Source organism: Streptomyces sp. NPDC027189, assembly GCF_055566975.1.
On sequence record NZ_JBVHRI010000018.1, the window covers coordinates 98,180 to 123,263 of the forward strand.

The window sequence follows — 25,084 nt, forward strand, 5'->3', positions numbered from 1 at the left end:
CTCATCCGTCACTGTGTGGCCGGCCAATCGGCGCTGATCCGGCCGGCCACCGAGAAATCCGTCGGGCAGTCGGGGCAGGTCGCGTCGCCGAACACGCAGGTGAGGGCGTTGGCCACCTTGTGCCCGCGGGTCGTCGCGCAGCCGGGCCTCGTAGAAGTGGGCCACCGCCTCGCGGGTGACCGGGCCGAAGAGCGGGTCACCGCCGGTCGCCCAGTGCACCACTTCCGGGTCGTTGCGCCAGCGCACATGGGCGTCCAGGTCGTCGGCGCGCAGCGCCCGAAGCCGTACCAACTCGCCTTCGATCATGGGGTGATCACATGAACCCCCGGACGCACCCCGTTGAGTCGCGGCGCTAGCCCACCCGCTCCGCCAGGAAGTCCTCCCACGTCCGCTTGCCGATCTCCGCACCGTCGAGCGTCAGGTTGCCGCCCGCGCGGTAGGCGCGCCCCGCCTTGCCTGGGATGCGGACCGGCATCATCGCGCGGCGCTTGCCGCGGGCCTTGAGGTAGCCGCGGGCCAGGTCGCCGAGGCCGTAGACCTTGGGGCCCGCGAGGTCGGGCACCAGGCCGGCCGGGCTGCCGAGGGTGAGTTCCGCGATGCGGGCCGCGACGTCGCGCGCGTCGACCGGCTGGAGGCGCAGGCCGCCCGGGACCGGGAAGACCGGCATCTTCGCCGTCGTCCGCACCATCTTCAACGTCAGTTCGTGGAATTGGGCGGCCCGCAACGTCGTCCACGGCACCCCCGATTCGGCGATGGCCCGCTCGGCGTCCAGCTTGGACCTGAGCCAGGCCAGCGGGACCCGGTCCGCCCCGATGACCGAGATGTACACGAGGTGCCGTACGCCGGCGGACTTGGCCGCCCGCACCAGGTTCCGCGTCGCAATGTCGTCGCCCTTGGGGCCGCCCGCGAGGTGCAGGACGGTGTCGACCCCGGCCAACGCGGCCTCGAGACCTTCGCCCTTGAGCAGGTCGACCGCTACGTACTCAACGCCGTCGGCGGCCTCGCGGGCGTGCCGGCTCAGCACCCGTACGTCGCGGCCGGCCTCCCGCACCAGCGGGACGACGAGGCTCCCGAGTGTGCCGGTGCCGCCGGTGACCAGGATGGTTGACGGGGTGGACGTCATGACTACTCCCATGGTGGCGGGGACCGGACCTGTGAAATCCCTGTCCCCTCAGCGGGTGCTCGGTGTTCTACTTCTCTGACACCCCGCGAGGAAGGAATGTGACACGGTGGGCGAGAGCGCATGGCCGGCGGAGGGTTTCGAGGAGCACCGGACGCATCTGCGGGCGGTGGCCTACCGGATGCTCGGCTCGGTGAGCGAGGCCGATGACGCGCTCCAGGAAGCCTGGCTGCGGGCCTGCCGAGCCGACACCGACGACGTCGAGAACATCGCCGGGTGGCTGACCACGATCGTGGCGCGGGTGTGCCTGAACATGCTGCGCACCCGCGAGCGGCAGCGCGAGGAACCCCTCGACGTACGCGTCACCGACGCGGCCGTGAGCCCGGAGGACGGCGGCGACCTCGAAGAGGAAGCGGTCCTCGCCGACTCGGTCGGTGTCGCGCTGCTGGTGGTACTGGACACGCTCTCCCCGGCCGAGCGGCTCGCCTTCGTCCTGCACGACATGTTCACCGTGCCCTTCGACGAGATCGGACCGATGCTCGACCGCTCCCCGGCCGCGGTACGTCAGCTCGCGAGCCGCGCCCGGCGCCGCGTCAAGGGCGCCTCCCCCCTGCCCGAGGCCGATCTCACCCGCCGGCGCCGGGTCGTCGAAGCCTTCCTGGCCGCCACCCGGGGCGGAAACTTCGACGCGCTGGTCACCCTCCTCCACCCGGACGTCGTCCTGCACGCCGACAAGTCCGTCATCCCCACCCCCGAACCGGTCGTCGTCAGCGGCGCGATCACCGTCGCCAAGAGCGCGATGGCCGCCACCGGCCGCGCCCGCTTCACCGGCCTCGCCCTCCTCGACGGAACGGTCGGCCTGGTCATGGCCCCGCTCGGCCACCTCCGCGTGGTCCTCACCTTCACCATCGCGGACGACGGCCACATCACCGGGATCGACGTCATCGCCGACCCGGACCGCCTCGGCGAACTGGAAGTCGCCGCCCTCGATTCCTGAAAACATGCCCGAAATTACTCGGGCAAGGATTACCGCATTGCGTTGAAGCCGTACCTGGCATTAGCGTTGCGCCCATGACTGCCGGGTCGGCCTTGTGCCGTGAGCGAGTTGGTTGCCCGGCCTCCGAGTGAGGCCGGGGCGGGGTAGAGACCCGCCTGCACTTTCTTCGTACGACGCCTTCGTACCCCTACTTCGTACGACGCCTTCGTACCCCTACTTCGTAGGACGCCTTCGTACGGCCTCCGTGTACGCCTCCTGCGTACGGCGTCCTCGTACGGCTTCCCTGTGCGCACCCTCTGTTCGGGATACCGCGCGCCCTCACGCACGCACACATTCAGCACCGCGGTGCGCCCTTCGCACCCCATTCGCCCCGCGGTAATTCCCCCTGCCCAAAAACACAAGAAAGCAGCGAATGCCCAACCCTTTCAATCAGCAGGTCATCGAAGAATTCCGTGCCAACAACGGACGCGTCGGCGGTTATTTCGAGGGAGCGCGACTGCTCCTGCTGACGACCACCGGGGCGCGCACAGGGACCCCGCACACGACCCCCGTCGGCTTCTACCCCGACGGGGGCGAGCGGGTGCTCGTCATCGCGTCGGCCGGTGGCGCGCCCCAGCACCCCGACTGGTTCCACAATCTCCTCGCGAACCCCCGGTTGACCGTCGAGGACGGAGTCTTCACCTACCAGGCGGAGGCCGTCGTCCTGGAACGCGCCGAACGCGACGCCGTGTTCGCCCGCGCCGTGGAGGCCGACCCGGGCTGGGCGGAGTACCAGGCGAAGACGGATCGCGTGATCCCGGTCGTCGCCCTCCACCCGATCCCGCAGGACGGCCCGCCGAACATCAACGCCGGCTCCATGGCCGAGGCGCTGAAGGTCATCCACGACGCGTTCCGGCGTGAACTCACCCTGATCCGGCAGGAGTTCACGGTCACCGGCGCCACCGGTACCACCGGCGCCTCCCTCGGCGCCCAGCTCCGCGTCAACTGCCTCACCCTCTGCCAGGGCCTCCACAACCACCACACCGGCGAGGAACTCGGCATCTTCCCGCTCCTCGCCGACCGCCATCCCGCACTCGCCCCGGCCCTGGACCGACTGCGCCAGGAGCACGAGCGGATCGCCGAGCTTCTCGACGAGCTGCGCCGCGTCGTCGCCCAGGATCCGTGGGACACCGACCCCAGCCGCGTACTCTCCCAGGTGGAACGCCTCACCACCGAGCTCGAAGCCCATCTGACCTACGAGGAAGAACGGTTGATCCCCCTCCTGACACCCCAGGGGGCCTCCCCGGGAGCGTCGCGGTGATCGCTCTCGTCACCGGCGCCAACCGCGGCATCGGCCGCGAGGTCGCCCGGCAGCTGGCCGCCGCCGGCCACACCGTGCTCGTGACCGCCCGGTCCGCCGAGGCCGCCGAGGAGACGGCGCGAGATGTCGGCCCGAACGCACGCCCCCTCCGTCTGGACGTCACCTCCGAGGCCGACATCACCACGGCCGCCCGGGACATCGACGCCCTGGACGTCCTGATCAACAACGCGGCGATCACGTACGACACCTGGCAACGCGCGACCACCGCCGACCTGGACGTCGTACGCGAGGCGGCCGAGACCAATCTGTACGGTCCCTGGCGGCTGACCCAGGCGCTGCTCCCCCTGCTGCGCGCGAGCGCGCACCCGCGTGTCGTGAACGTCTCCAGCGAGGCCGCGTCCCTGGCGAGCATGGGCGGCGGCACCCCTGCCTACTCCGTGACAAAGGCCGGTCTCAACGCGCTCACCCGCATGCTCGCCGCCGAGCTGCGCGCCGACGGGGTCCTCGTGAACGCCGTCTGCCCGGGCTGGGTCGCCACCGACATGGGCGGACCCGGCGGCCGCCCGGTCGAGGAGGGTGCCGCGAGCGTCGTGTGGGCGGCCACCCTCCCCGACGACGGTCCCACCGGCGGTTTCTTCCGCGACGGCGCGCCCATCCCCTGGTGACTCACCAAGGGAGAGGGCGCGCGTGCACCACGTCCAGCCGCGACACCGCCCGCGTCAGCACCACGTACAGCCGGTGCAGCCCCCGCGCCTCCGCCTCCGCGACGGCGGCCGGTTCGACGGCGACGACATGGTCGTACTCGAGCCCCTTGGCGAGCCCCGCGGGCACCACCGCGACGCGCGCACCCAGCTCGTCGGGGCCCGCCGGCGCGATTCCCGCGGCGCCGAGCGCCTCCCGCACCCGTACGACATCCGCGTCGGCGGTGATCACCCCGACGGAGCCCTCGTGGGTGAGCGCGCCGCGCACGGCGTCGACGGTCGCGGACAGCACGTCGGACGTCGGCCGGATGCTCACCTCGCCGTCCCCGCGCAGAGATTGAGCGGGCGGCACCGCCACGTCCAGTCGTCCCAGCAGCCGGTTGGCGAGCTCGACGACGACGCCCGGCACCCGGAAACCGGTCGTCAGCGGTACCACCGCGGCGTCCGGTTTCCCCAGGTGCCCGAGCAGCTCGCCCCACTCCCGCGCGGCCCACGGAGTCGTGCCCTGCGCGAGATCGCCGAGCACCGTCAGCGACCCGAACGACGCCCGCCGCGCGATCGCCCGGCACTCCATCGGCGACAGATCCTGCGCCTCGTCGATGACCAAGTGGCCGTATCCCTCAGGGTGTTCGATGAGCCCGGCGACCTCGTCGAGGAGGACGAGATCGGCGGCCGACCACCGCGCCGACTTCCACGACCGCGGCGGCTTGGCCCACAGGATCGCCTTCTGCTCGTCCGCGTCCAGGAGCCCTTCGGCCGCCGTCGCCAGCACATCGGCGTCGGTGAGGAGTTGAGCGACGAGCTCCTCCGGACGCACCCGGGGCCACACCGCGTCGACGTACGCGCCGACCGGCCGGGCCCGGTAGATCTTCTGCACCCAGGCGTTCGTACACGGCCCGGCGCGCCGTTCGGCCTGCTCCTGCATATGGCGCACGACCCGCGTCCGCACGCGCTCGCGCCCGACGGCGTACGGGGGCCTCTCGGCCCGTACGCCGTCCACGATGCGGCGGAGTCCGGCGACCGGCACGCGCCAGCGGTACGAGCCGTCCGGTACGACGAGGGAGTCGGCGGGGCTGCCGATGTTCCCGTACAGAGCCCGGTGCAACACCTCCGCCATACGGGCGTCGTGCTTGACGACGGCGGCGCGCTCGTCGTCCTCCCCCGTCACCGGGTGCCGGGCGATCTCGTCCCCGACGGTCGACTGCCGCACGCCCGTCTCGCCCAGCGCGGGCAGGACCTCCGAGATGTACGAGAGGAATGTGCGGTTGGGGCCGAGGATCAGCAGACCGCCGCGCCGGATGCGCTGCGGGTGCGTGTAGAGGAGGTACGCGGCCCGGTGCAGGCCGACGGCCGTCTTGCCGGTGCCGGGGGCGCCCTGCACACAGACCGAGGCCGCGAGATCACCTCGTACGAGCTCGTCCTGTTCCGGCTGGATGGTGGCGGCGATGTCGCGCATGGGGCCGACGCGGGGACGCTCGATCTCGCTCGTGAGGATGCGACTGTCCGACTCGTGACCTGTGCCGATGTACTCGTCCTCCAGGCCCGTGAGGTCGGTCGAGTCGCCGTGGCTGCCGGGCGCCCAGCCGAAGCGGCGGCGGACGGCGACGCCCTGCGGGTCGCGGGCGCTCGCCTGGTAGAAGGCGCGCGAGACAGGGGCGCGCCAGTCGACGACCAGGGGTGGGGCGGAGGGATGTTCGGTGATCCGCAGCCGCCCGATGTGATAGCTCTGCCCGGCATGACCGCCGGCCGCCCCGGCATCCCGTCCGAATTCCAACTTGCCGAAGAACAACGGGCCTTGGGGCAGCTCACGCAGCTCCTTCGCCTGACTGCGCAGCCGGTATCCGAGCACTTCGGCGTCGGCACCGGAGGCGGAGACGTCTTCGCCGGTGACGACCTGCTCCTCGGCACCGTCGACCATGGCGGCGAGGGCGGCGCGGCAGGTGTCGTGGAAGGTGCGTTCGCGGGTGAGGGAGCGATTGAGGGCAGGGTCGGGTGACGTCATGCCATCAAGGGTAACGGAATAACGTGACCGAGTTACATTTTTAACTCGGTCATGAACAGTGGAGGTACGCGGACCTCGGAAGACGCGTTTACGCGAACCGCGGAAAGCCCCTCTTCGCGTACTGCGGAAGGCCCGTCTACGCGAACCGCGGAAGGCCCGCCCCCAACCGCGCGAACGCCTCCTCGGCCGCGGCGACGGCGTCGGGCCGTACCTGCTCGATCCCTTCTCCCTCCGCGATCCGCCGCCAGTTCTCCAGCGCGAGGACGCGCTGCACGGCGACGATCTGTCCGGCGGCGAGCCGGGCGCCGAGGTCGCCGCCGAGCGCCTCGGCGAGGGCGGCCTCGGACCGCTCCAGATACGCGTACGCGCGGGCCACCAGCGAGGGCGTCCCGTAGAGCAGCCGATGGAAGGCGAGGACCTGCGGGTTGTCGTTGAGCCCGGTGATGGGATCGCACCGCTCCAGCCCGTCGAGGAAGTGCCGTCGCAGCGCCTCCACCGGGGAGGGGCCCCGCACGGCCACGCGCGCGGCTTCGTCCTCATGGTCGGCGAACCGGTACAGGACCAGGTCCTCCTTGGCCGGGAAGTACCGGAAGAGAGTCGGCTTGGAGATCTCGGCGGCGGCGGCGACCTCGGCGACGGACACGGCGTCGAACCCCTTCTCCAGGAAGAGCCCGATCGCGATGTCGGAGACGGCCTGGTACATCCGCTGCTTCTTGCGCTCGCGCAGTCCGATCTCGTCCATGGGGGCGAGCCTACGCACCCCTCCCGGCGATCCTTGACCTCAACCGGGCTTGAGGTCGAAGACTGCGAGCAGTACCCGATGAGGCAACCCGATATTTCGATTTCTCGACATCCCAGGCTCAGGAGTGAGCGATGCGAGCAGTGCACGTGAAGGCGTTCGGCGACCCCGAGGTTCTCGTCCCGATGGAGGTGGCGGACCCGGTCCCGGCGCCCGGCGAGGTCGTGATCGACGTGGCCTACGCGGACACGATCTTCGTGGAGACCCAGGTGAGGGCGGGTTGGGGCCGCGACTTCTTCCCGGTGACACCTCCATACGTCCCCGGCGGCGGCGTATCAGGGGTGGTCGGCGCCGTCGGCCCGGACGTACCCGCCGAGTGGCTGGGCCGCCGGGTCGTCTCCTTTGTGACGGGCAGCTACGCGGAGCGAGCCGTCGCGCCGGCCTCGGCCCTGACGCCCGTACCGGACTCCCTGGACCTCCTCCAGGCCGCGGCCCTGGTCCACGACGGCGTCACCGCCTCCGGGCTGCTCGAACTGACCGACATCCGCCCCACCGACCGCGTCCTCGTCCTCGGCGCCTCCGGAGGCATGGGCACGCTGCTCATCCAGCTGGCCCACGCGCGCGGGGCGCGGGTGGTCGCAGTGGCCCGGGGCGAGGCGAAACTCGCCCTGGTACGGGAGTTGGGCGCGGACGCGGCGATCGACGCCACGGACGCCGACTGGCCGCGGGCCGCCCGCCACGCGCTGGGCGGCTCCGCCGAAGCCGCAGACGTCGTCCTGGACGGCGTGGGCGGCGAACTCGGCGCCACCGCCTTCGCGCTGACGGCCGACGGCGGCCGCTTCTCGGCCCACGGGGCACCGTCGGGCGGCTTCTCCCCCATCGACCCGGACGACGCCGCCCGCAGGGGCATCAAGCTCTTCGGCATCGGGGACGTCCAGTTCAGCCCCGCCGACCTGCGCCGCTACACCTCCGACGCGCTCGCGGAGGCCGCGGCGGGTCGCCTCCGTCCGGTGATCGGCGAGGTGTTTCCGCTGGAGCAGGCGGGGGATGCCCATGCGGCTATTGAGGGGCGGGGGCTGGGGGGGAAGGTGGTGCTGAAGGCATGAGGAGGCGACAGGACTGCAGCCTCGGTCAGATCTCCGGCCCTCGCCGCCAGCCCGGCGGCGGCGACAGGGTCCACAGGTCATCGAAATGCTTGTGCCATGTGGCGACGATGGCCTTGGCGTCGTCACCGTCTCCACGGGACCAGACGCTGAGGTCGGTGCGGTGGCCCTTGGGGTCGTAGAACTCGGGGCCCGCACTGCGCAGCATGGTGCGGGCCGCCACGTTGTAGAGACCGTGCAGCACCTGTTCCCGGTTGAAGATGCAGATCTTGTCCCTCGGTATGCCGGGGTAGACGCGGTACTCGCATTCCGCGCTCACTCGCCCCAAGGCGTTGAGGCGGTCCTCGATCCCCGACAGCGTCTCGTCGTACTCCTGGCACTTCAGTTCCAGGCGTCTACGGAAGTCGGCGTCGTCCACCGGCTTGTCATCCGGACCCACGCGTGACGGAACGGTCATGGGCTGCCCGAAGTCCGGGATGAGCACTCTGACAGAAACGTTTCTGGTCGGCCCGGGATCCTCGAGGAGCTTCTCAAGTCGGTGAAAGAGCTCGTTGCAGAGCGTCTCCCCGGTATAGCCGAGAAAGCGGATCTCCACCTCCCGGGCTCGGAACGCCTCCTTCACGAAGCTGCCCAGCTCCCGGGACTCGACCTGGAAACGTGGCGGCGGCCGAAGCGTCATGGCCAGGTCCTTCACCGAGTCGTACAGCACGTAGCCCACCAGGCTGAGAAGGGCGCCGCCGAGGAAGGCCTTGTCCTGCAAGGCATCTCCCAAGGGCTTCACGAACTGGGCGGTCAGCCCGATGACGAAGATCGCCAGTAGCAGGATCCGCGTGAACAACGGCTCGTAACGCTCCAGGAACCGCTTCAGGTGCCCGCCCACACCACCGTCCGCGGCCCTGCCCCCTCCACCGGACATCGCCGGGCCTCCCCCCATACCGAAGGGTCCAGCGGCACTTCAGACGTCCGCGGAGCCCCCTGCTGTCCGTTGGTCTCCATCGTCCCGGTGCCTCAGCGCACGGGCAAGATGGGCGTTTGCCGGAACCTTCCCCTTTTGGGCCGTCCCAATGCGGCCGAGGCCGCAGCAAGGGTCATCACGTAACTGGTCGGCCCCAGGCAGACGTTGAGGACCTCAGGTATTCCTGTGGCGCAAGCGATGTGGTGGGCAGGCCGGACCAGGTGCGCATGGCCACTACGCTCCGGAGGCATCTCGTGGCGGCTCCAAGGTGGCGCACACCCTAGCCCCCCTACGCCACCGGCAGATCGTGTGCGGCATTCCAGAAGGTGTCGAAGAGTTCGCGGCGCCGGTTGATGATCTCGCGGGCGCGCTCGCTGTCGTCCCTGCTCCAGCGCGTCAGGAGCGAGTCGTATCCCTGGGGGTCGAGGAGCCGGGCGTTCGTCTCGATTCCTTCCCCGGCCGCGTCCGGCGGGCGGTACTGGTCGCGACGGAGCTCGATCTTGTCGTATATCCCCTCGAAGGCCTGGTCGTCGTTGATGAGATAGAGCTTGAGTGAGGGCGACATGTGCATCACGCGGAAACTCACGGTCAGTTTCCCCTGGTCCTTGTCCCGCATCCTGATGATCACCGACTTCAGCAGGGCTTGGTACCCCACGATCTGCCGCACCAGATCGTGACGGAAATCGGGAGCGTCCCCGACCTTGCCGTCCGCTCCCAGCAACCCGGGGACCTCTATCTCCTTGGTGAAGTCCGGAACCAGAACACGTATGTGCACGGCCCGACGGGGGTCGGGCGGAAGCCGCTCCAGAATGCGCTTCAAGGGCGTGGCGAAGGTCTCTCCCGTGAAGCCCAGCGCCGCGAGGTGGACCTCTCCGCCGGCCTGCAGGGCTTCCTTGAACTCGGCTTCCAGATCGGCCGGCGTGACCATCACGCCCGACTGGGGGCGGAGCATCGAATTCAGGCGCTGGACGGTTTCGTGCAGGCTCTCCGTGTGCTCCCGCTGCGCCTGATGTGCCCCGTTCAGCCGCTGCACCTCGGCGTACAGCACGTAGCCCACGAGGCTGAGCAGCGCCCCGCCCAGGTAGGCCTTTCCTTCGAGTGCGTCGCCCACCGGTTTCACGAACTGCGCGATCAGCCCGATGAGAAAGATGACCAGGAGCAGGACCTTGGTCACCACGCTCTCCGCGCGCGCCCATCCCGCGGCCACTCTGCTACTCAGCGACGACCTTGCTTCGGACACCAAATCCCCCTGTTGGCACCTCAGTTGAACCAAGCCTGTTCATGGTGCCTGCCGCAGGGGTCGTCAGGAAAGGGACAACGGAATCATGGCCGACAACAACACAAGCCGGGAGACGACGACTTGGGCGCCGGCGTCCCAGAGCGGGCCGGCTTCCGTCGCATCGCGGGCATAGCCCACAAAGGCCACCTTGGCCTCGCGTGCCGCGTCCAGATCCGTGGGCATGTCCCCGATCATCAGGGCGTCGTACGCCTCGGCCTCCAGGCCCTGGAGCGCTCGGTGCAGAGAGTCGGGGTCGGGTTTCAGCCGTCTCGGATCATCGGTACGTCCGTGGATGTGGCCCGCGAAGCACTCGTGAAGGTTCACCCTCCGCAGGTACGTGGCCACGGCTTCGGGCGAGTTGTTCGTGGCCACCGCGACGCGCACCCCGGCGTCCACCAGCCGGCGGACCAGCAGATCCGCACCGGGTGTGGGCGGCGCGATCGCCGCCGCGGCGGCCTCGCCCTCCGCGAGCCGGTCCTCCAGCTCCGCGACCAGGTCGCTGCGGGGGTGGGCTCGGTCCGCAGCCCGCAGCACCACGTGTGGATCGATGGACTCGCAGACCTCCGGCGTGAGCAACTCTCCGGCGCCGCGCAATGCGACGACACCGCGCAGCTCCTCGGCCAGGGGTGCGGATGACTCGTCCGGGAAGAGTCGGCAGAGCGGGCCGTCGAAGTCGAAGAGCACGCAACGGCCGCTCGTCACGAACTTCGCGACCTCCCGCATGCCGCGGAGATCGTTCAGCCTCCTGCGCCCGACCTGATGTCCCTGATCGGCCTGACCGTGCTCTTGAGGGCGCCCGACCCGATCGTCCTGACCGGCCCGAGTACGCCCGACCTCGTCGTCTCGCGTCACAGCATCCCGTCGTTCCGTCGTACCGTCATTCCGCCGTCATCAGCCGGGCGTCCCGTCGAGCGACCGGCGACGTTTTCCTCGTGCCATCCGCGCAGCGCCTTCACCGTGCGCTCCAGATCCGGCACGTCGATGAGCTGCAGCGGCTCCCGTGCCAGTCCTATCGCCACGCAGATCCTGCGACCCGCCGCCCTGAAGTCCAGTTCGTCCGGCTCTTCCGGGAGACCGAGTGCCGCGCGCATGACGTCCGGAAACACGGACTGCGCGTATTCGAAGGCCACGTACACCGGCAGATCGTCGTCGAGACCGGCCGTCAGCTCGTCATGTCCGGCACGCCGCATGGCCTCGGCCCACAACGCCGTCATACGGTCCCTGTCCTGCTTCCCGTACCCCATGCGCACCATGTGCGTCGCGAGTTCGTGCAGGGGGTCACCGTATATCGCCAACTCCCAGTCGATGACGGCGAGTCGACGGTTGCGCCGTACGACGTTGGCCCGGTGGACATCGGTGTGGAGGAGTCTGAACGGGCGCGAGGTGAGCCCGGTGTGGTTCCGCTTGAAGGTCGCCATCGCGTCCTCGGGAATCAGGATGTCGTCGAAGAGGGCGCCGAAGGTGTCCCGGTTGGCCCGGTGCACCCGCCGCTCCGTGAAATCGACGAGCCAGTGCAGGAATCCTTGGCTGTCGCCGTCGTCCGGCCAGTCGGCGGGGCGGGGCGGCAGTTCGGCGACGGGGATCCGCGCGATCCTGACGAAGAAGTCCGCGAACGCGCGCATCAGGTCGTCGTTCACGTCGGCGTCGTGAATCTCTTCGCTGAGCGCCCGGCCCCTTCGGTAGGCGTGCAGGGAGTGGTCTCCGAAGTCGGCGAGGCAGCGCGGTACTTCATGCAGATGGCGGTTGACGACCCGCAGCACCTCCGCTTCGCTGGGCCAGATGCGCGGCACCACCTCCACCGTGTCCAGCGGGATCCGCAGTTTCGCCCGGGCGAAGGGCACGGTGCCGAGCAGGAGGGCGAGTCCGATGTCGAGCGGCAGGATGTAGTTGATGTTGTGGTGGCCCCTGAGCACCTCACCGTTTCCGCGCAGTCTTCTGGACTCCGCGAGCCGGTGAACGAGCGCCTGATGCGCTCTGCGTGGCAGAGGGGACGGCATGGTCGCAGAATCTAGCGCCTCGTACCGCGAGCACCAGGCACCGGGTCGGACACTGTCAACTCCGCCGCCACGGTTGCCCGCTGTTGGCCGCATCCTGTTCCCGCACGTCCGCGTGGCGGCGCATCCCCTGAACGGCTCATGGTCCCCACTCCTGCACGGCGCTGACGACACGGCCCATTCGGAGCCGTGGGCACGCGGGTTTGCTCCCGTCTCTAGACCGTCAGGTAGTCGGGTTCCAAGGCCTCCCACAACGCGTCGAACCAGCTCTGTGTGTCGTCGACGAACTGCTTGTCCCGGGCGCCGTACTCCTTGTTGAAGGAGAAGAGCGTGGAGCGCGTGCCCGACGCGTCCCGCAGCATCATCCGCTCCCCGTCGACCTCCTCCTCCCGCTTCCCGATCGTGTAGTGCGCGAAGAGGACTTCGGTCTTGTTGAGCAGATACACCTTGCTGTAAGGGGTGTTGTCCACCACGCGGAAGCCGGCGGTGACGGGGATCTCGTACCGGCGCCTGAGACGCCGGAAGTGCTGGCTGAGCACATTGATCTGGAACTCGTGCTGTGTCATGGAGCGGCCGCGCACGGCCGCGTCGACCTCCTCGTCGTGCCCCCAGCCGGCGGCCGGCGCGGGGTAGAGCAGTCGGTGCTCCCTGCTCGGCAGCACGATGCGGGCCGTCACCGACTCGGGGTGCACGCGGCCCTCTTCGATCAGCCGCATGGGGGCGTCCATCGACAGCATCAGCGTCTCCGCGGTGAGACAGACCGCGTCCAGCCGCACATGCGGCACCGCGAACGCGGCCTCCAGGTGCGGTGCCAGGCCGACGAGGGTGGGCTGGGGTTCCGTCTCGACGGCGACCGGCGGTTTGGCCACGGTGGGGGGCCTGCCCTTGGTGACGTTGCTGAGCAGACCTTCCGTACGGAGGCTGGTCAGGGCCTGGCGTACGGCGCCCCGTTCCACCCCGAACTCCTTCGCCAGCGCGGCCTGGGTCGGCAGCTTGGTGCCCGGTTTCAGCTCGCCGCCCTGTATGCGCCTGCGCAGGGTGTCGGCGATCTCCTGGGGCGAGTGCCTTCTGCTGCCGTTCACCGCAACGTTCTCCTGGGTCTCAACCTCGAGCCAACTCAGGACAACTCTAAGTTGGTTGGCAACCAACTCACCCTTGCGTTGCACAACCTCTATGCGCCGGCAGGTTCCATACGGAGTCGAACCAGGACCGCATGCCGCTCACTCACTCACCCCTGGGAGCGCAGCAGATCCAGCACCGTGTTCAGGGACGACACCGTGTGCGTGGCCCCGGAGTTCCGAAGGTCCCGCTCCTTGCGCTCGTTACGCGCGTAGCCCAAGAAGGGCACGCCGGCCGCCTCGGCCGCGCCGAAGTCGGAGGGTGCGTCGCCGATCATCAGTGCCTCGGACGGCGCGGCGCCCATCGCGTTCAGTGCCCGAACCAGGCAATACGGGTTCGGCTTCATGAGGGCCAGGTTCTGGGTGCGGCCGTAGACGTGCGGCGCGAAACACTCCGTGAGCCCACGGCTCTCCAGATACTGGGCCGCCACCAACGGGGAGTTGTTGGTGGTGATGGCCAGTCGGGAACCCACCGCCGCCCACGTCCTGATCAGGGGATCCGCGTAAGGGGTGGGATACGCCGTCGCTGCGGCCTTGAGCTCCAGCAGGGTGAGACGCTCTTCCAGCTCCATCACCAGGTCGATGTCGGGATGTCTGCGATTGACCGCCTGCACGACGACGTGCGGGTCCGGATGCACCCGCTCCTCCTGCGTCAGCAGCTCGCGCAGCCCCAGGTCCTTGAGCCACTGCACCAGCTCGCCGGCCACCCGCTTCGCCGGGAGCCCCGCGAACAGCCGGCAGATCGGCCCGTCGAAGTCGAAGAGCACGAACCGCGCGCTCTTGATCAATTCATAGAGGGATTCAGTCTCTTTCGCCACCGGATCAGTCTGCGTCGCCGTTTCTGAAGTCACTAGGAGAGTGTCAGGTCCGTGGTGATGGTTTCCCAGAGGGCGTTGAACCACTTCTGTGATTCCTCCACGAAGGCGGCGTCCCGTTGGCTGACTCGCTTCTCGAAGGAGAAGAGGAGCGAGGTCAAGCCGAGAGTGTCGTACATCTCCAGGACTTCGCTGCTCACCTCCTCCTCCCGCTTGGTGATCACGTAGTAGGCGATGAGGGCCTCCGACTCGTTGAGCAGGTACAGCTTCACCGGCGGGGTGAACGGCAGGGCGCGGAAGGTCACGTGGACGTCGATACCGTGCGAGGAGCGCAGGGAGTGGAGGTTGTGGCGCAGGACGTGGCCCTGGGCGTTTCGCTGGTCCAGCCAGCGCTTGTGGACGGGGTCATCCGCGCCGCGCGCCTCGACCGGGACCGGGAACGCGAGGTTGATGTCTCGGGATGGCAGCAGGATCCGTACCTCGATCGACTCAGGACGGATCCTGCCCTCATGGATCAGGCGCACCGGTTCACCGAGAGCCAGCATCAGGGTCTCCGCGGTCAGGCACGCAGCGTCGACGCGGACGTGCGTTGCCGCGAATGCATCAGCGAGGCGCGGCGCCAGTCCCACCATCGTCGGCTGGGGCGCATCGTGCGTCGGCGTCGGCTCCGCGATCCGCGGTGGGCTGCCCTTGCTGACGTTGCCGAGGAGGCCGTCCTCCTGGAGAGCGCGCAGGGCTTGCCGGACGGTGCCGCGCTCGACGCCGAATTCTTCCGCCAACTCGGCCTGGGTGGGCAGGCGGTCCCCTGCCTTCAGGTCTCCGCTGCGGATCCGGTCCCGCAGGACGTCGGCGATCTCCTGGGGCGAGAGCCTTCTGTTGCCGTTCACTGCGACGTTCTCCTGGGTCACGACCAAACGCTACAACTCTGCTCCATCTAGCGTGAGTTGTTTGGAAGTTGTTTATGACATAGGACCAAGTGGGGACAACATAACTAGAGTTGGTCACCAACTTGGCCAAGATGGCGGAAGTTTTGCCTCCCCCTCGCCCATCCGTGGCACGTATTACCCCGAGCAGGTCACAGAAGAAGCAGGAAGAAGCAGGAGCCACCATGCCCGCCATCGCCCTCCTGTCCGCCGTCTTCGTCGTCGGCTTCGAGCAGCTCGTCCAATGGCAGTACGGTCCGATGGGCATCGTCGGACTGCTGCTGCTCAGCATCGGGATCAAGGCGAAGAGTCCTACGTGCAGCTCCATCGGGGCGGTCGTGCTCGCCCTGATGGTCGCCGAACCCGCCATGTGACCTGCGAAAACTCCCGACCGGGAACCTCTGGAGCCGTCAGCTCGTGAGCAGCAGCTCCGAGCTGATGGTCTCCCACAGCGCCTTGAACCACAGGTGGGACTGTTCCACGAACGTGGTGTCCCGCAGTCCGGCGCCCTGAGTGAAGGGGAAGAGCATGGACTGCGTGCCCTGGACGTCGTACAGCTCCAGGTGCACATCGTCGATCTCCTCCTCGCGCTTGGTCAGGGTGTAATACGCGAAGAGGGCCTCAGTGCCGTTGAGGAGATACAGCTTCACGGGCGGGGTGAAGGGCAGCGCCCGGAAGGTAACCTTCACATCGATGCCGTGTGTGAGCCTCAGGGCGAGCAGATTGTGGCGCAGTACCTGGCCCTGCGCATTGCGGTTGGCCAGCCAGTTGCGCTGCAGCCGGCCGTCGGCCGACGCGTCCACCGGGGCCGGAAAGGCAAGGTCGATGTCGCCGCTGGGGAGCAGCACGCGGACGTCCACCCTGGCCGGTTTTATTCGCCCGGCGTGTATCTGACGGAGCGCCTCGCCCATGGCGAGAGTGAGCGAGACCGACGTCAGACACAGCGCGTCGATCTCCACGTGAGGGGCCGCGAAGGCCGCGGATATACGCGCGCCGAGTGCCGCCGTGGTGGGCTGCGGCGCTGCTTCGGGCCCGGTCAGGGCTCCTCCGTGGTGTTCAGCGACGGTCGCCGGACTCCCCTTGGACACGTTGACGAGCAAGCGCTCCGACTGCAGGATGCGCAGCGCCTGTCGTACGACCCCTCGCTCCACGCCGAACTCATCGGCCAGTTTGGCCTGTGTGGGCATGCGTTGTCCCGGTCGAAGCACACCGGACCTGATCCGGGCACGCAGCTCGTCGGCCAGCTCGCGGTGCGTCTGCGGCCGTGGCGAACTCTCCCGCCCGTTGACAACGGCGTGTTCCGGGTCCACGACCAAACACTACAACTTCCCGCCATCTTTGGGCAGTTACCTGGTAGGTGGTTATGAGTCGACCCAACGCGGAGATAAGTACCGGTGAGTTGGTCACCAACTTGCACAACATGGTCAAGCTTCCCGAGGGTTGGCCGCCAGAGTCGCACCTGTCAGCCAGGTGGACGAGGTGGACGGTCCTCAGCGGGGTCCGCCTCCCCGTCCCGAAGGAGGGACCGTCATGCCGCTCATCGCCCTCGCCGTCGCCGCCCTCGCCATCGGATTCGAACAGCTCATCCAGTGGCGGTACGGGCCGATGGGCATCATCGCGTTCGTCGCGCTGTCCATCGGCCTCAAGGCCAAGAACTCCGTGATCAGCGGCATCGGAGCGGTGATCCTCGTGATGCTGCTCGCCCAGTCCGGCTGACCGGGCGCCACGTCCGGCAGTCCGGCTGACCGGGCTCCCTTCCGGAGGGGAGCCGGGAGCTCGGTCAGTCCGCACCACCGCACAGCACAGCCGCAACTGAATGCACAGCCACAACTGAATGCGCAGCCACAACTGAATGCGCAGCCACAACTGAATCGCTACGGATAACGGACCAGGAGTCACCACCCGCACGGAAGGAGTACCTCTCAGCCGCCATCAGAAGATGTCCGGGCACCACGGTCGCCTGGACGTGCGGAGCGGGGCGTCGGCCACGAAGGCGGCGCCCGCTCGTTCTTCCCGCACCCGGCCCAGCGCGGCAAGCCGCACCACCGACTCGTCGCCCAGCCACAGCGTCGCCACATCGCCCACGTCCAGGGTGAGTTCGGCGGATCGGGTGGTCAGGGCACAGGACGAACCGTCCGGTCCGGCCTCCAGCAGGTAGCGCCCGGCGGACAGCCCGTCCCGGTCGGTGACCTCCAGCACCAGGGTCCCGGACCCCGCGTAGGTACGCGCCTCCAGGGCCCGTACGACATCCAGGATCCGCACCCACAGCCAGTCCGCCTGCGTGGTGATGTGGGCGGCGCGCGGGTCCGGCAGGAAGTGCGGCAGCAGGTCGTCCGGGGCCCGCCAGCCGGTCTTGACCCTGGTGATCCAGTCGATCGAGCAGAGGTACTGCCACAGGCCGCGTTCGGCCTCCGGCGTCACCGCGATCAGCCGGTTCACCTCCGCCGTGTTCAGGGGCTGCTTGGCGTCGCCCCAGTTGTCGTCCGACTCGTACGAGACCAGGCCTCCGACCTCGCCGGCCGCCGAGCGGTACACCGCGTAGAAAGAGGGCGAAAGACCCTGCACGCCGGTCCCCACCTCCCCCACACTCAGAACGCCGCCCGGACCTCGCCCACCTCTCGGCCCCCGCCCAGCAGCGGCGACCGCCCGATCCGCGACACCACCGGCGCGTCCACGCCCAGCAGGCCCAGCCCACGCGCGAGGACAGGGCCCAGCGCCCGGCCTCCACCGTCGTCGATCTTGAAGGCGAGGGCGCGGCCGTCCGGGAGGGCGATCGCCTGGACAGCCTCCGCGCCCATCTTGGAGAGGGCGCCCGGGATCTCGCGCATGAGCCAGGTGTCGGGGCGGCGGGTGCCGGCGACGTACTCGGGGTGGGTGCGCATGGCGTCGGCGACGCGGCGTTCGGCGGAGCCGGGGGCGGCGAGGACGAAGGAGCGGAAGGCGCGGGCGAGGCCGGTGAGGGTGATGGCCATGAGGGGCGCCCCGCAGCCGTCGGTGCCGACCGCGGCGACGGGCTCCCCGGCCGCCTCCTCGACCACGGAGTGGATCAGCTGCTGGAGAGGGTGTCCGGGGTCGAGGTACGACTCCGTCGGCCAGCCCCGCAGCGCGCACACCGCGAGCATCGCCGCGTGCTTGCCGGAGCAGTTCATGGTGACCCGGTCGCGGACGGCTCCCGCGGCGAGATACGTCTCGGCCTCGGCCGGGTCCAGCGGCAGATCCGGCGGGCACTGCAACTGCCCGGCCGACAGCCCGTGCTCGTCCAGCATCTTGTGGACGAGATCGCGGTGGAAGGTCTCCCCGGAGTGGCTCGCGGCGGCGAGGGCGAGACGCTCTCCGGCCAGGTCGAGGCCCGCGCGCAGCACACCCGCCGCCTGCATGGGCTTGTTCGACGAGCGCGGGAAGACCGGCGCCGTCACCTCGCCGAGCGCCAGCTCGACCGACCCGTCCGCGGCCAGCAGCACCAGGCTGCCGCGATGGCGTCCTTCGACGAAGCCGGAACGTACGACCTCGGCGAGGACAGGCGATATGGCGGGCACGGACATCAGGGGTGGCCTTCCGGGGTGGGGGACCCACCCCGGAAGGGGCCCGGGATCGCCGGGGCCACCACGTCACATGAGCAGGTCGTCTACTTGTGCTTCGCCTTCACGGTACCTGCGGGCGATCTCGGCGCTGCAATCGTCGGCCGTGCGCTGCAGCTGCTGGCGCCGCCGGGAGACCTGCTGCTCGTACCGGACGAGCCGGCCCATCCCGGCGCCCAGCTCCTCGTCCGTACGGGCACCCAGGTCGGACAGCTCCACCTCCGCGAGCATGTTCGCGGCGAGCGCCCGGTATTCCTCGCCGTGCGGTGTGCCCACTGTCACATGGCGGGCCGACGAGCGGTGCCGGGCGGGCGCGTCCGTCAGGATCTCCGAGAGCCGTTCGACGACCGACGGCTGCCCGGGACCGACGACCGACAGCTGCCCCGATGCCGGAAACGGCGCCCGTCGCTCGCCGCGGCGTGCCAGCTCCGCCCGCAGGATGTCGATGCGCCCCTGGAGCAGCCGCCGCACATAACTGAGGTCGGCCTCGTCCCGCTGGGCGTCCCGGCGCAGCGTCCGCAGCTCGGGCAGCCGGAGCACCGCGAGGTCGTGCGGGGGCGGATCGGACGACAGCGGGCTGTCGGTGCGCTGCGCCGGCGGCCGGGCCGTCATCCCGCCCGTCCGTTCCGCCCGTGGGCTCGTACGGGTCAACGACACGGTTCCGGGCGGCTGCCCGCTACTCGGTGTGCTCATGTGCCTCTACCGTCCCCTCGACCGGCGCGGTCCACCCCACGGTTGCACCGCAACACACCGCATCGTGCCACCCCAAGTGGCCGCTATGTGACCGAGTGCCCCCGATCGGCCCCAGATGGGGGGTTAGTGACTCCCGGAAATCACGCGAAGGGCCCGCACGGCGCCCCATCGGCGTCGCACGGCATGATGGTCCGCATGCGTGCGGTGGTGCAGAGGGTGGACGGCGCGAGCGTCGTCGTGGACGGCGAGACGGTCGGCGAGATCAGCGGTGAGGGGTTGTGCGTGCTGGTCGGGGTCACGCACGACGACACCAAGGAGAAGGCGGGTCAACTCGCCCGCAAACTCTGGTCCCTTCGCATGCTCGCCGACGAGAAGTCCTGCTCCGACATCGACGCGCCGCTGCTCGTGATCAGCCAGTTCACCCTGTACGGCGACGCCCGCAAGGGGCGTCGCCCCACCTGGAACGCCGCCGCCCCGGGCGATGTGGCCGAGCCTCTCGTCGACGAGGTCGTCGCCCAACTGCGCGCGCTGGGTGCGACGGTGGCGACGGGGCGGTTCGGGGCGCAGATGCGGGTGTCCTTGACGAACGACGGGCCTTTTACGGTGCTGCTGGAGATGTGAGGCGCCCGGTGCCGGGGCTGGGGCCGCGCACGACGGCCCGCAGCCAGGGCGGCCGGCTACGGCTCGACCACGACCTCCTGTGCCGCCGCCGTCGTGTCGGCCACCAGCGCCGCGTCGACCGGCACATTGCGCTTCACCAGTGCCAGGGCGATCGGGCCCAGCTCGTGGTGGCGTACGGAGGTGGTGATGAAGCCGATCTTCCGGCCGTCGGGGCCTTCGTCCGCGAGCCGGAGTTCGGTGCCGTGCGGCGGCAGATGGACCTCGCTGCCGTCGAGGTGGAGGAAGACCAGACGGCGCGGGGGCTTGCCCAGGTTCTGGACGCGGGCGACGGTCTCCTGGCCGCGGTAGCAGCCCTTCTGGAGGTGCACCGCGCTGCCGATCCAGCCCAGCTCGTGCGGGATGGTGCGGTGATCGGTCTCGAAACCGAGGCGCGGGCGGTGGTGCTCGACACGCAGGGCCTCGTAGGCCAGAAGTCCGGCCGCGGGGCCGTTCTTCTGCGCATACGACTCCAGGTCGGTACGCGGGAGGAAGAGGTCGCGCCCGTACGGCGTCTCGCGTACGACGACGCCCTCCGGCACCTCGGCGATGGAGCCGGCCGGCAGGTACACGATCGCGAAGTCGGCCGTCCGGTCGGCGACTTCGACCCGGTAGAAGAACTTCATCGACTCCAGGTAGGCGATCAGCGCCTCCTGGGTGCCGGGTTCCGCGTGCATCCACACCGTCTCGCCGTCGTCGACGAGATACAGCGCGTGCTCGATGTGGCCGTGTGCGGAGAGGATCAGCGCCTCGGTGGCACGGCCGGCCGGGAGATCCGAGACGTGCTGGGTGAGCAGCAGGTGCAGCCAGCTGAGCCGGTCCTCACCGGTGACAGTGACGACACCGCGGTGGGAGAGGTCCACGAAGCCGGTGCCGTCGGCGAGGGCACGCTGCTCACGGAACAGATCGCCGTAGTGGGCGGCGACGGCTTCGTCCACGCCCTCGGCGGGAACGGCGCCGGGCAGGGACAGCAGGGGGCTCTTCATATCCACACAGCCTACGACCCAGTAGCTGCCGATTTTATTTCTCACGAAGCCCGGCTTCCTGGCCCGACACCACATCTCGGCCACGCAGTCGCTGCCTCCTGGCCGCGCAATCACTGCTTCTTGACCGCGCGGTCCTTACTTCTTGGCCGCGCAGTCCTTGCAGCGGCCGAAGATCGCGAAGTGCTTCATGTCCGTCTCGAAGCCGAACGTCTCACGGAGCTTCGCCGTGAACTCGGCGGCGACCGAGACATCGGCCTCGATGACGTTCGTGCAGTCGCGGCACACCAGGTGGATGTGGTGGTGCCGGTCCGCCAGGTGGTACGTCGGCGCGCCGTGCCCCAGGTGGGCGTGCGAGACCAGGCCGAGCTCCTCCAGGAGCTCCAGGGTCCGGTAGACCGTGGAAATGTTGACCCCCGACGCCGTCTTCCTCACCTCGATGAGGATGTCGTCGGGGGTCGCGTGCTCCAAGGTGTCCACGGCTTCGAGGACAAGCTGGCGCTGCGGCGTCAGCCGGTAGCCGCGCTGCCTCAGGTCGCTCTTCCAGTCGGTGCTCACCACATCTGGAAGTCTAGGACCATTCCAGGTGCTGCCGACCTGATGAACTACTCGAAGACCCGGAAGACCTGCTCGAAGACCCGGAAGACCTACTTGAAGAACGCGATGCCGTCGTCCGGCATGTCGTCGGGGAGGGCCTTGGCCCAGCGCTCGACGTCCTCCGGGGTGACGACCTTCTTCAGGTGCGCGGACATGTAGGGGCGCAGCTCGACCTCGGGGGTCTGCTTCTCGCCGACCCACATGAGGTCGCTTTTCACGTACCCGTACAGGCGCTTGCCGCCGCTGTACGGGCCCGAGGCCGCCGTGCGCGCGACCGCGTCCGTGACCAGGTCGATCTGCGGCTTCTTGTCGGCCAGCTCGCCGTACCAGATCTCGACGACACCGTCGTCACGGGTCATGACGACCTCGACCTTGCGGTTGCCGTCGACGCGCCAGAAGCCGGACTCGGTCTCCAGCGGCCTGACCTTGTTCCCGTCCGCGTCGAGCACCCAGGTGTGCGAGTGGTACTCCAGGAAGTCCCGCCCGTCGTGGGTGAAGGTGACTTCCTGCCCGAAGTTGCACTTCTCGGAGCCGGGGAAGTCGTGGACGCCCGCACCGGCCCAGTTGCCGAGCAGGAAGGCGAGGGGGACCAGGTCCTTGTGGAGGTCGGACGGGATCTCGATCATGAGCTCGGAAATTCCTTGAATGGGGGTCAGCGCTGGCCCTGGTACAGCTTCTTCACGGTCAGCCCGGCGAAGGCGAGCACGCCGACGCAGACCAGGACCAGCAGGGTTTCGAAGAAGATCTCCACGGGTGCTCCTCGGATGAGCGGGGTTTGCGGGGTACACAAGAGCCGGACCCCACTCTAGTCGGGTGGGGCCCGGCCCTCTCTTTCAGGTGCACCCTGGCGGGCTCAGCCGAGCAGCTGGCTCTGCAGGACCACCGTCTGCTGGAACGGGACCGCCTGCGCGGTGCCCTTCCGTGACTGGACGATCAGGGCGAGGGTGTCCCCCGCCGAGAGGTACGCCTCCCGGACCTGCTCGGCGCCGTACGGCTTGCTCTCCACGTACACGAAATGCGTGAGGTCCTCGGCGGCGACGCGTTCCGGGAATTTCTCGTCCCGCTCGGTCAATGGGGCGCCGCGCATCGCGTACTGCGGCGAGTCGTAGTTCGCCAGCTCGGTGGTGATCAGATCGTCCGCGACGGCCGCGGTATCGAACTGCAGCAGGTAGATCCGCGTGTGCGTACCGTCCTCGGTGGTCCAGCCGCGCGCGGCGATGTGCCGCAGACCGGAGTCAGTCAGCAGCTGCCCGACAGTCTCCCGGTCCGACTTCTCGGCGTACTCCGCCAGGAAGGTCTTGCTCGCCAGCCAGCCGTCCTCGCCGCGCAGCACCGCGTCGGCCTTCGCGCCCTTGGGGGCGGGGAGGACCAGCTTGCGCAGGTCGGCGTAGTGGGTGCCGGCCTTGTTCGACTCGGCCATCGGTCCCGGGCTGCCCGAGGGCAGCGGCGGCTTGGTGATCGTCGGGTAGTCCCAGCGCCCGTCCGACTCCGTCGCCAGGCCCGGTACGTCGGTGCGCTCCATCCGCGTGATGCCGTACGCGGCCGAGGCGCCCACCGCGCCGAAGACCACCACGGCAGCGGTCCAGCGCAGCACGGCGCGCAGGACTCGGCGGTCCTTCTTGACGCGCGGCGTCGGCTCGGCGACCAGGACGGACGGAGGCGCGTCGGGCATGGGTGGCACCGGAGGCAGCACGGCCTGCGGCTCCATCGGTGTCGTCTGCTCGGTCATACCGCCTCCCCCGGCTCGACGATGCGGTCGAGCTGCTCGCGCAGGAGCGCCGCGACCCCCTTGGTGTTCAGCGGCTTGGCCGCCTCCGCGGTGACGCTGACCAGCACGTCGCCCTCGTAGGCGGAGCAGACCATCATGTCGAGCTTCTCCTCCTTGTCCTTGGGCGGAAGGAAGCACTTGGCGTTCTTGTGGCCCTCGATCTTCGGCCCGCTGCGGAAGATCGAGAGAGCGTCGAAGAACTCGGTCTGGAACGTCGACATGTTCCGGACCGCCTTCTTGTCCTCCATCTGCATCAGCTCGATGCTCACGATGAAGGCCCTCTCGGCGTAGAGCGGGGAGTCGCTCGCGTTCGCCGTGCTCAGGTAGCTGCGCATCACCATGCCCTTGGTGTGCTGCTTGTCGATCTCCTTCTCCAGCCGCCGTCGCTGGGAGCGGGGCAGATCGCTGATCGACTCCTTGCGCAGGGCGGCGGCCTCGCCCCCGCTGAGCGCGGCGTCGGAGCCGAACTCGGCGATGTCCGGGCCCCGGCTCCAGCCGTCGGCCTCGTACGGCACGAGCATGGCGGCGAGCGCCGAGGCCGCCTTCGCCTTCTTGGCGTCCTCCTTCGCGGCCTTCGGGAACTTCCAGACGGGAGCTCCCGCGTCCCGGTCGGCGTCCTGGACGGTCACGACGGTGTAGCCGGTGCCACTGATGACGGCGACGGCCAGGAGTACGGAACCGGCGATGGCGGCGACACGGCCACGGCGGACGGGCTTCGTCGCAGCGGCCTCCGGCGCGGGCTCCGGTACGGCGGCGTTCACGGGCACCACGGGCACCACGGGCACCACGGGCTGCACGGGCGCCGCGGGCTCAACGGGCTCCGGTGTTGTCGGTTGCTCGGTGGTCACAGCCGCTCCATCTGCCGCTTGGCCAGGTCCATGATCTTCGCCTTGGGGATCGGCTTGGTGTCGTAGACCCAGATCTCCAGGGCGATGTCGCCGCGCCAGGCGTGCACCTCCGCCTCGTACTCGGGCAGATAGCCGGGCTTCGTGTCCGGCCTGGTGTGCACGTACGCCATGCCGTCGCTCGTGCCGGGGACGGGCCAGCTGCGGGTGCCGTCCTCGTCGTTCGCCCAGTAGTGGCCGTCGTCGGCCGACTCGGCGGCGGCGAGGTTCTCCTCCTGGCGGAACTGGACGAGCCGGATCTCGACGCTGTACGTGCTGCCCACGCGCCAACCGGTGGCGACCGAGCGCCGGAACTCGTCGCTCACCAGCTCGCGGAAGGCTCCGGCCGGCTTCTTGAACGACTCCGCGTAGTCGCCGATGTCCTTCCAGCCGTCGTCGCTCACCCAGTCCACCTCCTGCGCTCCCTTCGGCCGCTTGATCAGCAGCTTGCGCAGATCGCCGTCGGTCTTCACCCGGCGGTCCTGGGCGGCGGACAGCGGCTCGGGGCCCTCGCCCTTGGCCTGCGGGACCACCGGCTGGGACAGCGACGGCAGCTTGGTGGGTTCGCGGTCGGCCTGGATCAGATAGCCGCCGCAGGTACCGGCGACGAGCCCGAGCACGGCGGCCGTGGCGATCAGCAGGGTCGTACGCCCGCGTCGACGGACGCGCACTTCAGGCGCTTCCGGTGCTTCAGGTACTTCCGCTGCTTCAGGTACTTCAGTTGCTTCCGGTCCTTCGGGCACTCCGGGTACTTCCGGCACTCGAGGTACTTCAGGTTCCTCGGGTCTTTCAGGCCTTTCAGCTGCTTCGGGTGTTTCCGAGACTTCCAAGACGTCCCCCCACAGAACGTGAAGCGCGGATTCCGTATCCGCGCGCAC

At 69.2% G+C, this 25,084-nt stretch carries 27 protein-coding genes and 1 pseudogene; 8 read left to right on the top strand and 20 right to left on the bottom strand.

The genetic code is table 11. The features are described from left to right. Window positions 1-15 precede the first annotated feature (15 nt). A complete protein-coding gene (locus ACZ4RZ_RS34190; protein ID WP_467750624.1) occupies window positions 16-321 on the top strand; it encodes a hypothetical protein in 306 nt (101 codons plus the stop codon). 31 nt (window positions 322-352) lie between these two features. Here the strand turns inward: ACZ4RZ_RS34190 and ACZ4RZ_RS34195 are convergent, their stop codons facing one another. Then, window positions 353-1,123: an SDR family oxidoreductase gene (locus ACZ4RZ_RS34195; RefSeq protein WP_467750626.1), complete on the bottom strand. Its 771-nt coding sequence runs from the start codon at window positions 1,121-1,123 to the stop codon at window positions 353-355. A gap of 106 nt (window positions 1,124-1,229) precedes the next feature. Between ACZ4RZ_RS34195 and ACZ4RZ_RS34200 the strand changes: the two genes are divergently transcribed. From ACZ4RZ_RS34200 to ACZ4RZ_RS34210, 3 genes are all read left to right on the top strand, one after another. Next, window positions 1,230-2,117, top strand: a complete 888-nt coding sequence (locus tag ACZ4RZ_RS34200) for a sigma-70 family RNA polymerase sigma factor (protein WP_467750628.1) — start codon at window positions 1,230-1,232, stop codon at window positions 2,115-2,117. Window positions 2,118-2,529: 412 nt separating this feature from the next. After that, a complete protein-coding gene (locus tag ACZ4RZ_RS34205; protein ID WP_467750630.1) occupies window positions 2,530-3,417 on the top strand; it encodes a nitroreductase/quinone reductase family protein in 888 nt (295 codons plus the stop codon). After that, the gene (locus ACZ4RZ_RS34210; RefSeq protein ID WP_467750632.1) at window positions 3,414-4,082 is read left to right on the top strand and encodes an SDR family oxidoreductase; all 669 of its coding nucleotides are present in this window, start codon (window positions 3,414-3,416) and stop codon (window positions 4,080-4,082) included. The genes ACZ4RZ_RS34205 and ACZ4RZ_RS34210 overlap by 4 nt, the downstream gene beginning before the upstream one ends. Before the next feature lies 1 nt (window position 4,083). Here the strand turns inward: ACZ4RZ_RS34210 and ACZ4RZ_RS34215 are convergent, their stop codons facing one another. Continuing rightward, window positions 4,084-6,120 carry a HelD family protein gene (locus ACZ4RZ_RS34215; RefSeq protein ID WP_467750634.1) on the bottom strand — a complete coding sequence of 679 codons (2,037 nt, stop codon included), beginning with the start codon at window positions 6,118-6,120 and terminating at the stop codon, window positions 4,084-4,086. Between the two features lie 136 nt (window positions 6,121-6,256). Then, complete coding sequence (locus ACZ4RZ_RS34220) at window positions 6,257-6,862, bottom strand: TetR family transcriptional regulator (protein WP_467750635.1); 606 nt, start codon at window positions 6,860-6,862, stop codon at window positions 6,257-6,259. A 131-nt stretch (window positions 6,863-6,993) separates the two neighbouring features. On the opposite strand from ACZ4RZ_RS34220, the gene ACZ4RZ_RS34225 reads away from it, so the two are divergent. Beyond that, window positions 6,994-7,965, top strand: coding sequence for a zinc-binding dehydrogenase (locus ACZ4RZ_RS34225; RefSeq protein ID WP_467750636.1), 972 nt, complete (start codon window positions 6,994-6,996; stop codon window positions 7,963-7,965). Window positions 7,966-7,990: 25 nt separating this feature from the next. Here the strand turns inward: ACZ4RZ_RS34225 and ACZ4RZ_RS34230 are convergent, their stop codons facing one another. The 7 genes from ACZ4RZ_RS34230 to ACZ4RZ_RS34260 form a co-directional block, all read right to left on the bottom strand. Next, the gene (locus ACZ4RZ_RS34230) at window positions 7,991-8,878 is read right to left on the bottom strand and encodes a hypothetical protein (protein ID WP_467750638.1); all 888 of its coding nucleotides are present in this window, start codon (window positions 8,876-8,878) and stop codon (window positions 7,991-7,993) included. A 328-nt stretch (window positions 8,879-9,206) separates the two neighbouring features. Then, window positions 9,207-10,091 carry an ATP/GTP-binding protein gene (locus tag ACZ4RZ_RS34235; protein ID WP_467750640.1) on the bottom strand — a complete coding sequence of 295 codons (885 nt, stop codon included), beginning with the start codon at window positions 10,089-10,091 and terminating at the stop codon, window positions 9,207-9,209. A 129-nt stretch (window positions 10,092-10,220) separates the two neighbouring features. Then, window positions 10,221-10,919 carry an HAD family hydrolase gene (locus tag ACZ4RZ_RS34240; RefSeq protein WP_467750642.1) on the bottom strand — a complete coding sequence of 233 codons (699 nt, stop codon included), beginning with the start codon at window positions 10,917-10,919 and terminating at the stop codon, window positions 10,221-10,223. Window positions 10,920-11,044: 125 nt separating this feature from the next. Beyond that, window positions 11,045-12,193: a phosphotransferase family protein gene (locus ACZ4RZ_RS34245; RefSeq protein ID WP_467750643.1), complete on the bottom strand. Its 1,149-nt coding sequence runs from the start codon at window positions 12,191-12,193 to the stop codon at window positions 11,045-11,047. Between the two features lie 212 nt (window positions 12,194-12,405). Further along, the gene (locus tag ACZ4RZ_RS34250; RefSeq protein WP_467750644.1) at window positions 12,406-13,272 is read right to left on the bottom strand and encodes a GntR family transcriptional regulator; all 867 of its coding nucleotides are present in this window, start codon (window positions 13,270-13,272) and stop codon (window positions 12,406-12,408) included. 146 nt (window positions 13,273-13,418) lie between these two features. Beyond that, the gene (locus ACZ4RZ_RS34255; protein ID WP_467750645.1) at window positions 13,419-14,210 is read right to left on the bottom strand and encodes an HAD family hydrolase; all 792 of its coding nucleotides are present in this window, start codon (window positions 14,208-14,210) and stop codon (window positions 13,419-13,421) included. Further along, window positions 14,159-15,037 (bottom strand): GntR family transcriptional regulator, encoded by an 879-nt coding sequence (locus tag ACZ4RZ_RS34260; protein WP_467750647.1) that lies wholly within the window; start codon window positions 15,035-15,037, stop codon window positions 14,159-14,161. Before ACZ4RZ_RS34260 ends, ACZ4RZ_RS34255 begins: the two co-directional genes overlap by 52 nt. Before the next feature lie 194 nt (window positions 15,038-15,231). Here ACZ4RZ_RS34260 and ACZ4RZ_RS34265 point away from each other — a divergent pair, with 194 nt between their 5' ends. After that, complete coding sequence (locus ACZ4RZ_RS34265) at window positions 15,232-15,420, top strand: hypothetical protein (RefSeq protein ID WP_467750648.1); 189 nt, start codon at window positions 15,232-15,234, stop codon at window positions 15,418-15,420. Between the two features lie 36 nt (window positions 15,421-15,456). On the opposite strand, the gene ACZ4RZ_RS34270 is transcribed toward ACZ4RZ_RS34265, so the two are convergent. Next, complete coding sequence (locus tag ACZ4RZ_RS34270) at window positions 15,457-16,362, bottom strand: winged helix-turn-helix domain-containing protein (protein WP_467750649.1); 906 nt, start codon at window positions 16,360-16,362, stop codon at window positions 15,457-15,459. A 214-nt stretch (window positions 16,363-16,576) separates the two neighbouring features. Here ACZ4RZ_RS34270 and ACZ4RZ_RS34275 point away from each other — a divergent pair, with 214 nt between their 5' ends. Next, window positions 16,577-16,762 (top strand): hypothetical protein, encoded by a 186-nt coding sequence (locus ACZ4RZ_RS34275; RefSeq protein WP_467750651.1) that lies wholly within the window; start codon window positions 16,577-16,579, stop codon window positions 16,760-16,762. Between the two features lie 216 nt (window positions 16,763-16,978). Here the strand turns inward: ACZ4RZ_RS34275 and ACZ4RZ_RS34280 are convergent. The 3 genes and pseudogenes from ACZ4RZ_RS34280 to ACZ4RZ_RS34290 form a co-directional block, all read right to left on the bottom strand. Continuing rightward, window positions 16,979-17,590, bottom strand: a pseudogene (locus ACZ4RZ_RS34280) (sterol carrier protein domain-containing protein); the annotation flags it as partial. A gap of 44 nt (window positions 17,591-17,634) precedes the next feature. Further along, the gene (locus tag ACZ4RZ_RS34285; protein WP_467750652.1) at window positions 17,635-18,588 is read right to left on the bottom strand and encodes an asparaginase; all 954 of its coding nucleotides are present in this window, start codon (window positions 18,586-18,588) and stop codon (window positions 17,635-17,637) included. A gap of 66 nt (window positions 18,589-18,654) precedes the next feature. Next, entirely contained in the window at window positions 18,655-19,317 is a 663-nt protein-coding gene (locus tag ACZ4RZ_RS34290) for an RsiG family protein (protein WP_467750654.1), read from the bottom strand. A 195-nt stretch (window positions 19,318-19,512) separates the two neighbouring features. On the opposite strand from ACZ4RZ_RS34290, the gene dtd reads away from it, so the two are divergent. Continuing rightward, window positions 19,513-19,938: a D-aminoacyl-tRNA deacylase gene (dtd, locus tag ACZ4RZ_RS34295; RefSeq protein WP_467750655.1), complete on the top strand. Its 426-nt coding sequence runs from the start codon at window positions 19,513-19,515 to the stop codon at window positions 19,936-19,938. 56 nt (window positions 19,939-19,994) lie between these two features. Here the strand turns inward: dtd and ygfZ are convergent, their stop codons facing one another. The 6 genes from ygfZ to ACZ4RZ_RS34325 form a co-directional block, all read right to left on the bottom strand. Continuing rightward, on the bottom strand, window positions 19,995-20,960 hold the full coding sequence (gene ygfZ / locus ACZ4RZ_RS34300) for a CAF17-like 4Fe-4S cluster assembly/insertion protein YgfZ (RefSeq protein WP_467750656.1): 966 nt from the start codon (window positions 20,958-20,960) through the stop codon (window positions 19,995-19,997). A 135-nt stretch (window positions 20,961-21,095) separates the two neighbouring features. Further along, a complete protein-coding gene (locus tag ACZ4RZ_RS34305; protein ID WP_369247531.1) occupies window positions 21,096-21,518 on the bottom strand; it encodes a Fur family transcriptional regulator in 423 nt (140 codons plus the stop codon). 86 nt (window positions 21,519-21,604) lie between these two features. Further along, complete coding sequence (locus ACZ4RZ_RS34310) at window positions 21,605-22,180, bottom strand: heme-binding beta-barrel domain-containing protein (protein WP_467750658.1); 576 nt, start codon at window positions 22,178-22,180, stop codon at window positions 21,605-21,607. A gap of 227 nt (window positions 22,181-22,407) precedes the next feature. After that, window positions 22,408-23,283: a hypothetical protein gene (locus ACZ4RZ_RS34315; protein ID WP_467750659.1), complete on the bottom strand. Its 876-nt coding sequence runs from the start codon at window positions 23,281-23,283 to the stop codon at window positions 22,408-22,410. Further along, complete coding sequence (locus tag ACZ4RZ_RS34320) at window positions 23,280-24,170, bottom strand: hypothetical protein (RefSeq protein WP_467750660.1); 891 nt, start codon at window positions 24,168-24,170, stop codon at window positions 23,280-23,282. Before ACZ4RZ_RS34320 ends, ACZ4RZ_RS34315 begins: the two co-directional genes overlap by 4 nt. Then, window positions 24,167-24,877: a hypothetical protein gene (locus ACZ4RZ_RS34325; protein ID WP_467750662.1), complete on the bottom strand. Its 711-nt coding sequence runs from the start codon at window positions 24,875-24,877 to the stop codon at window positions 24,167-24,169. Before ACZ4RZ_RS34325 ends, ACZ4RZ_RS34320 begins: the two co-directional genes overlap by 4 nt. Window positions 24,878-25,084 lie beyond the last annotated feature (207 nt).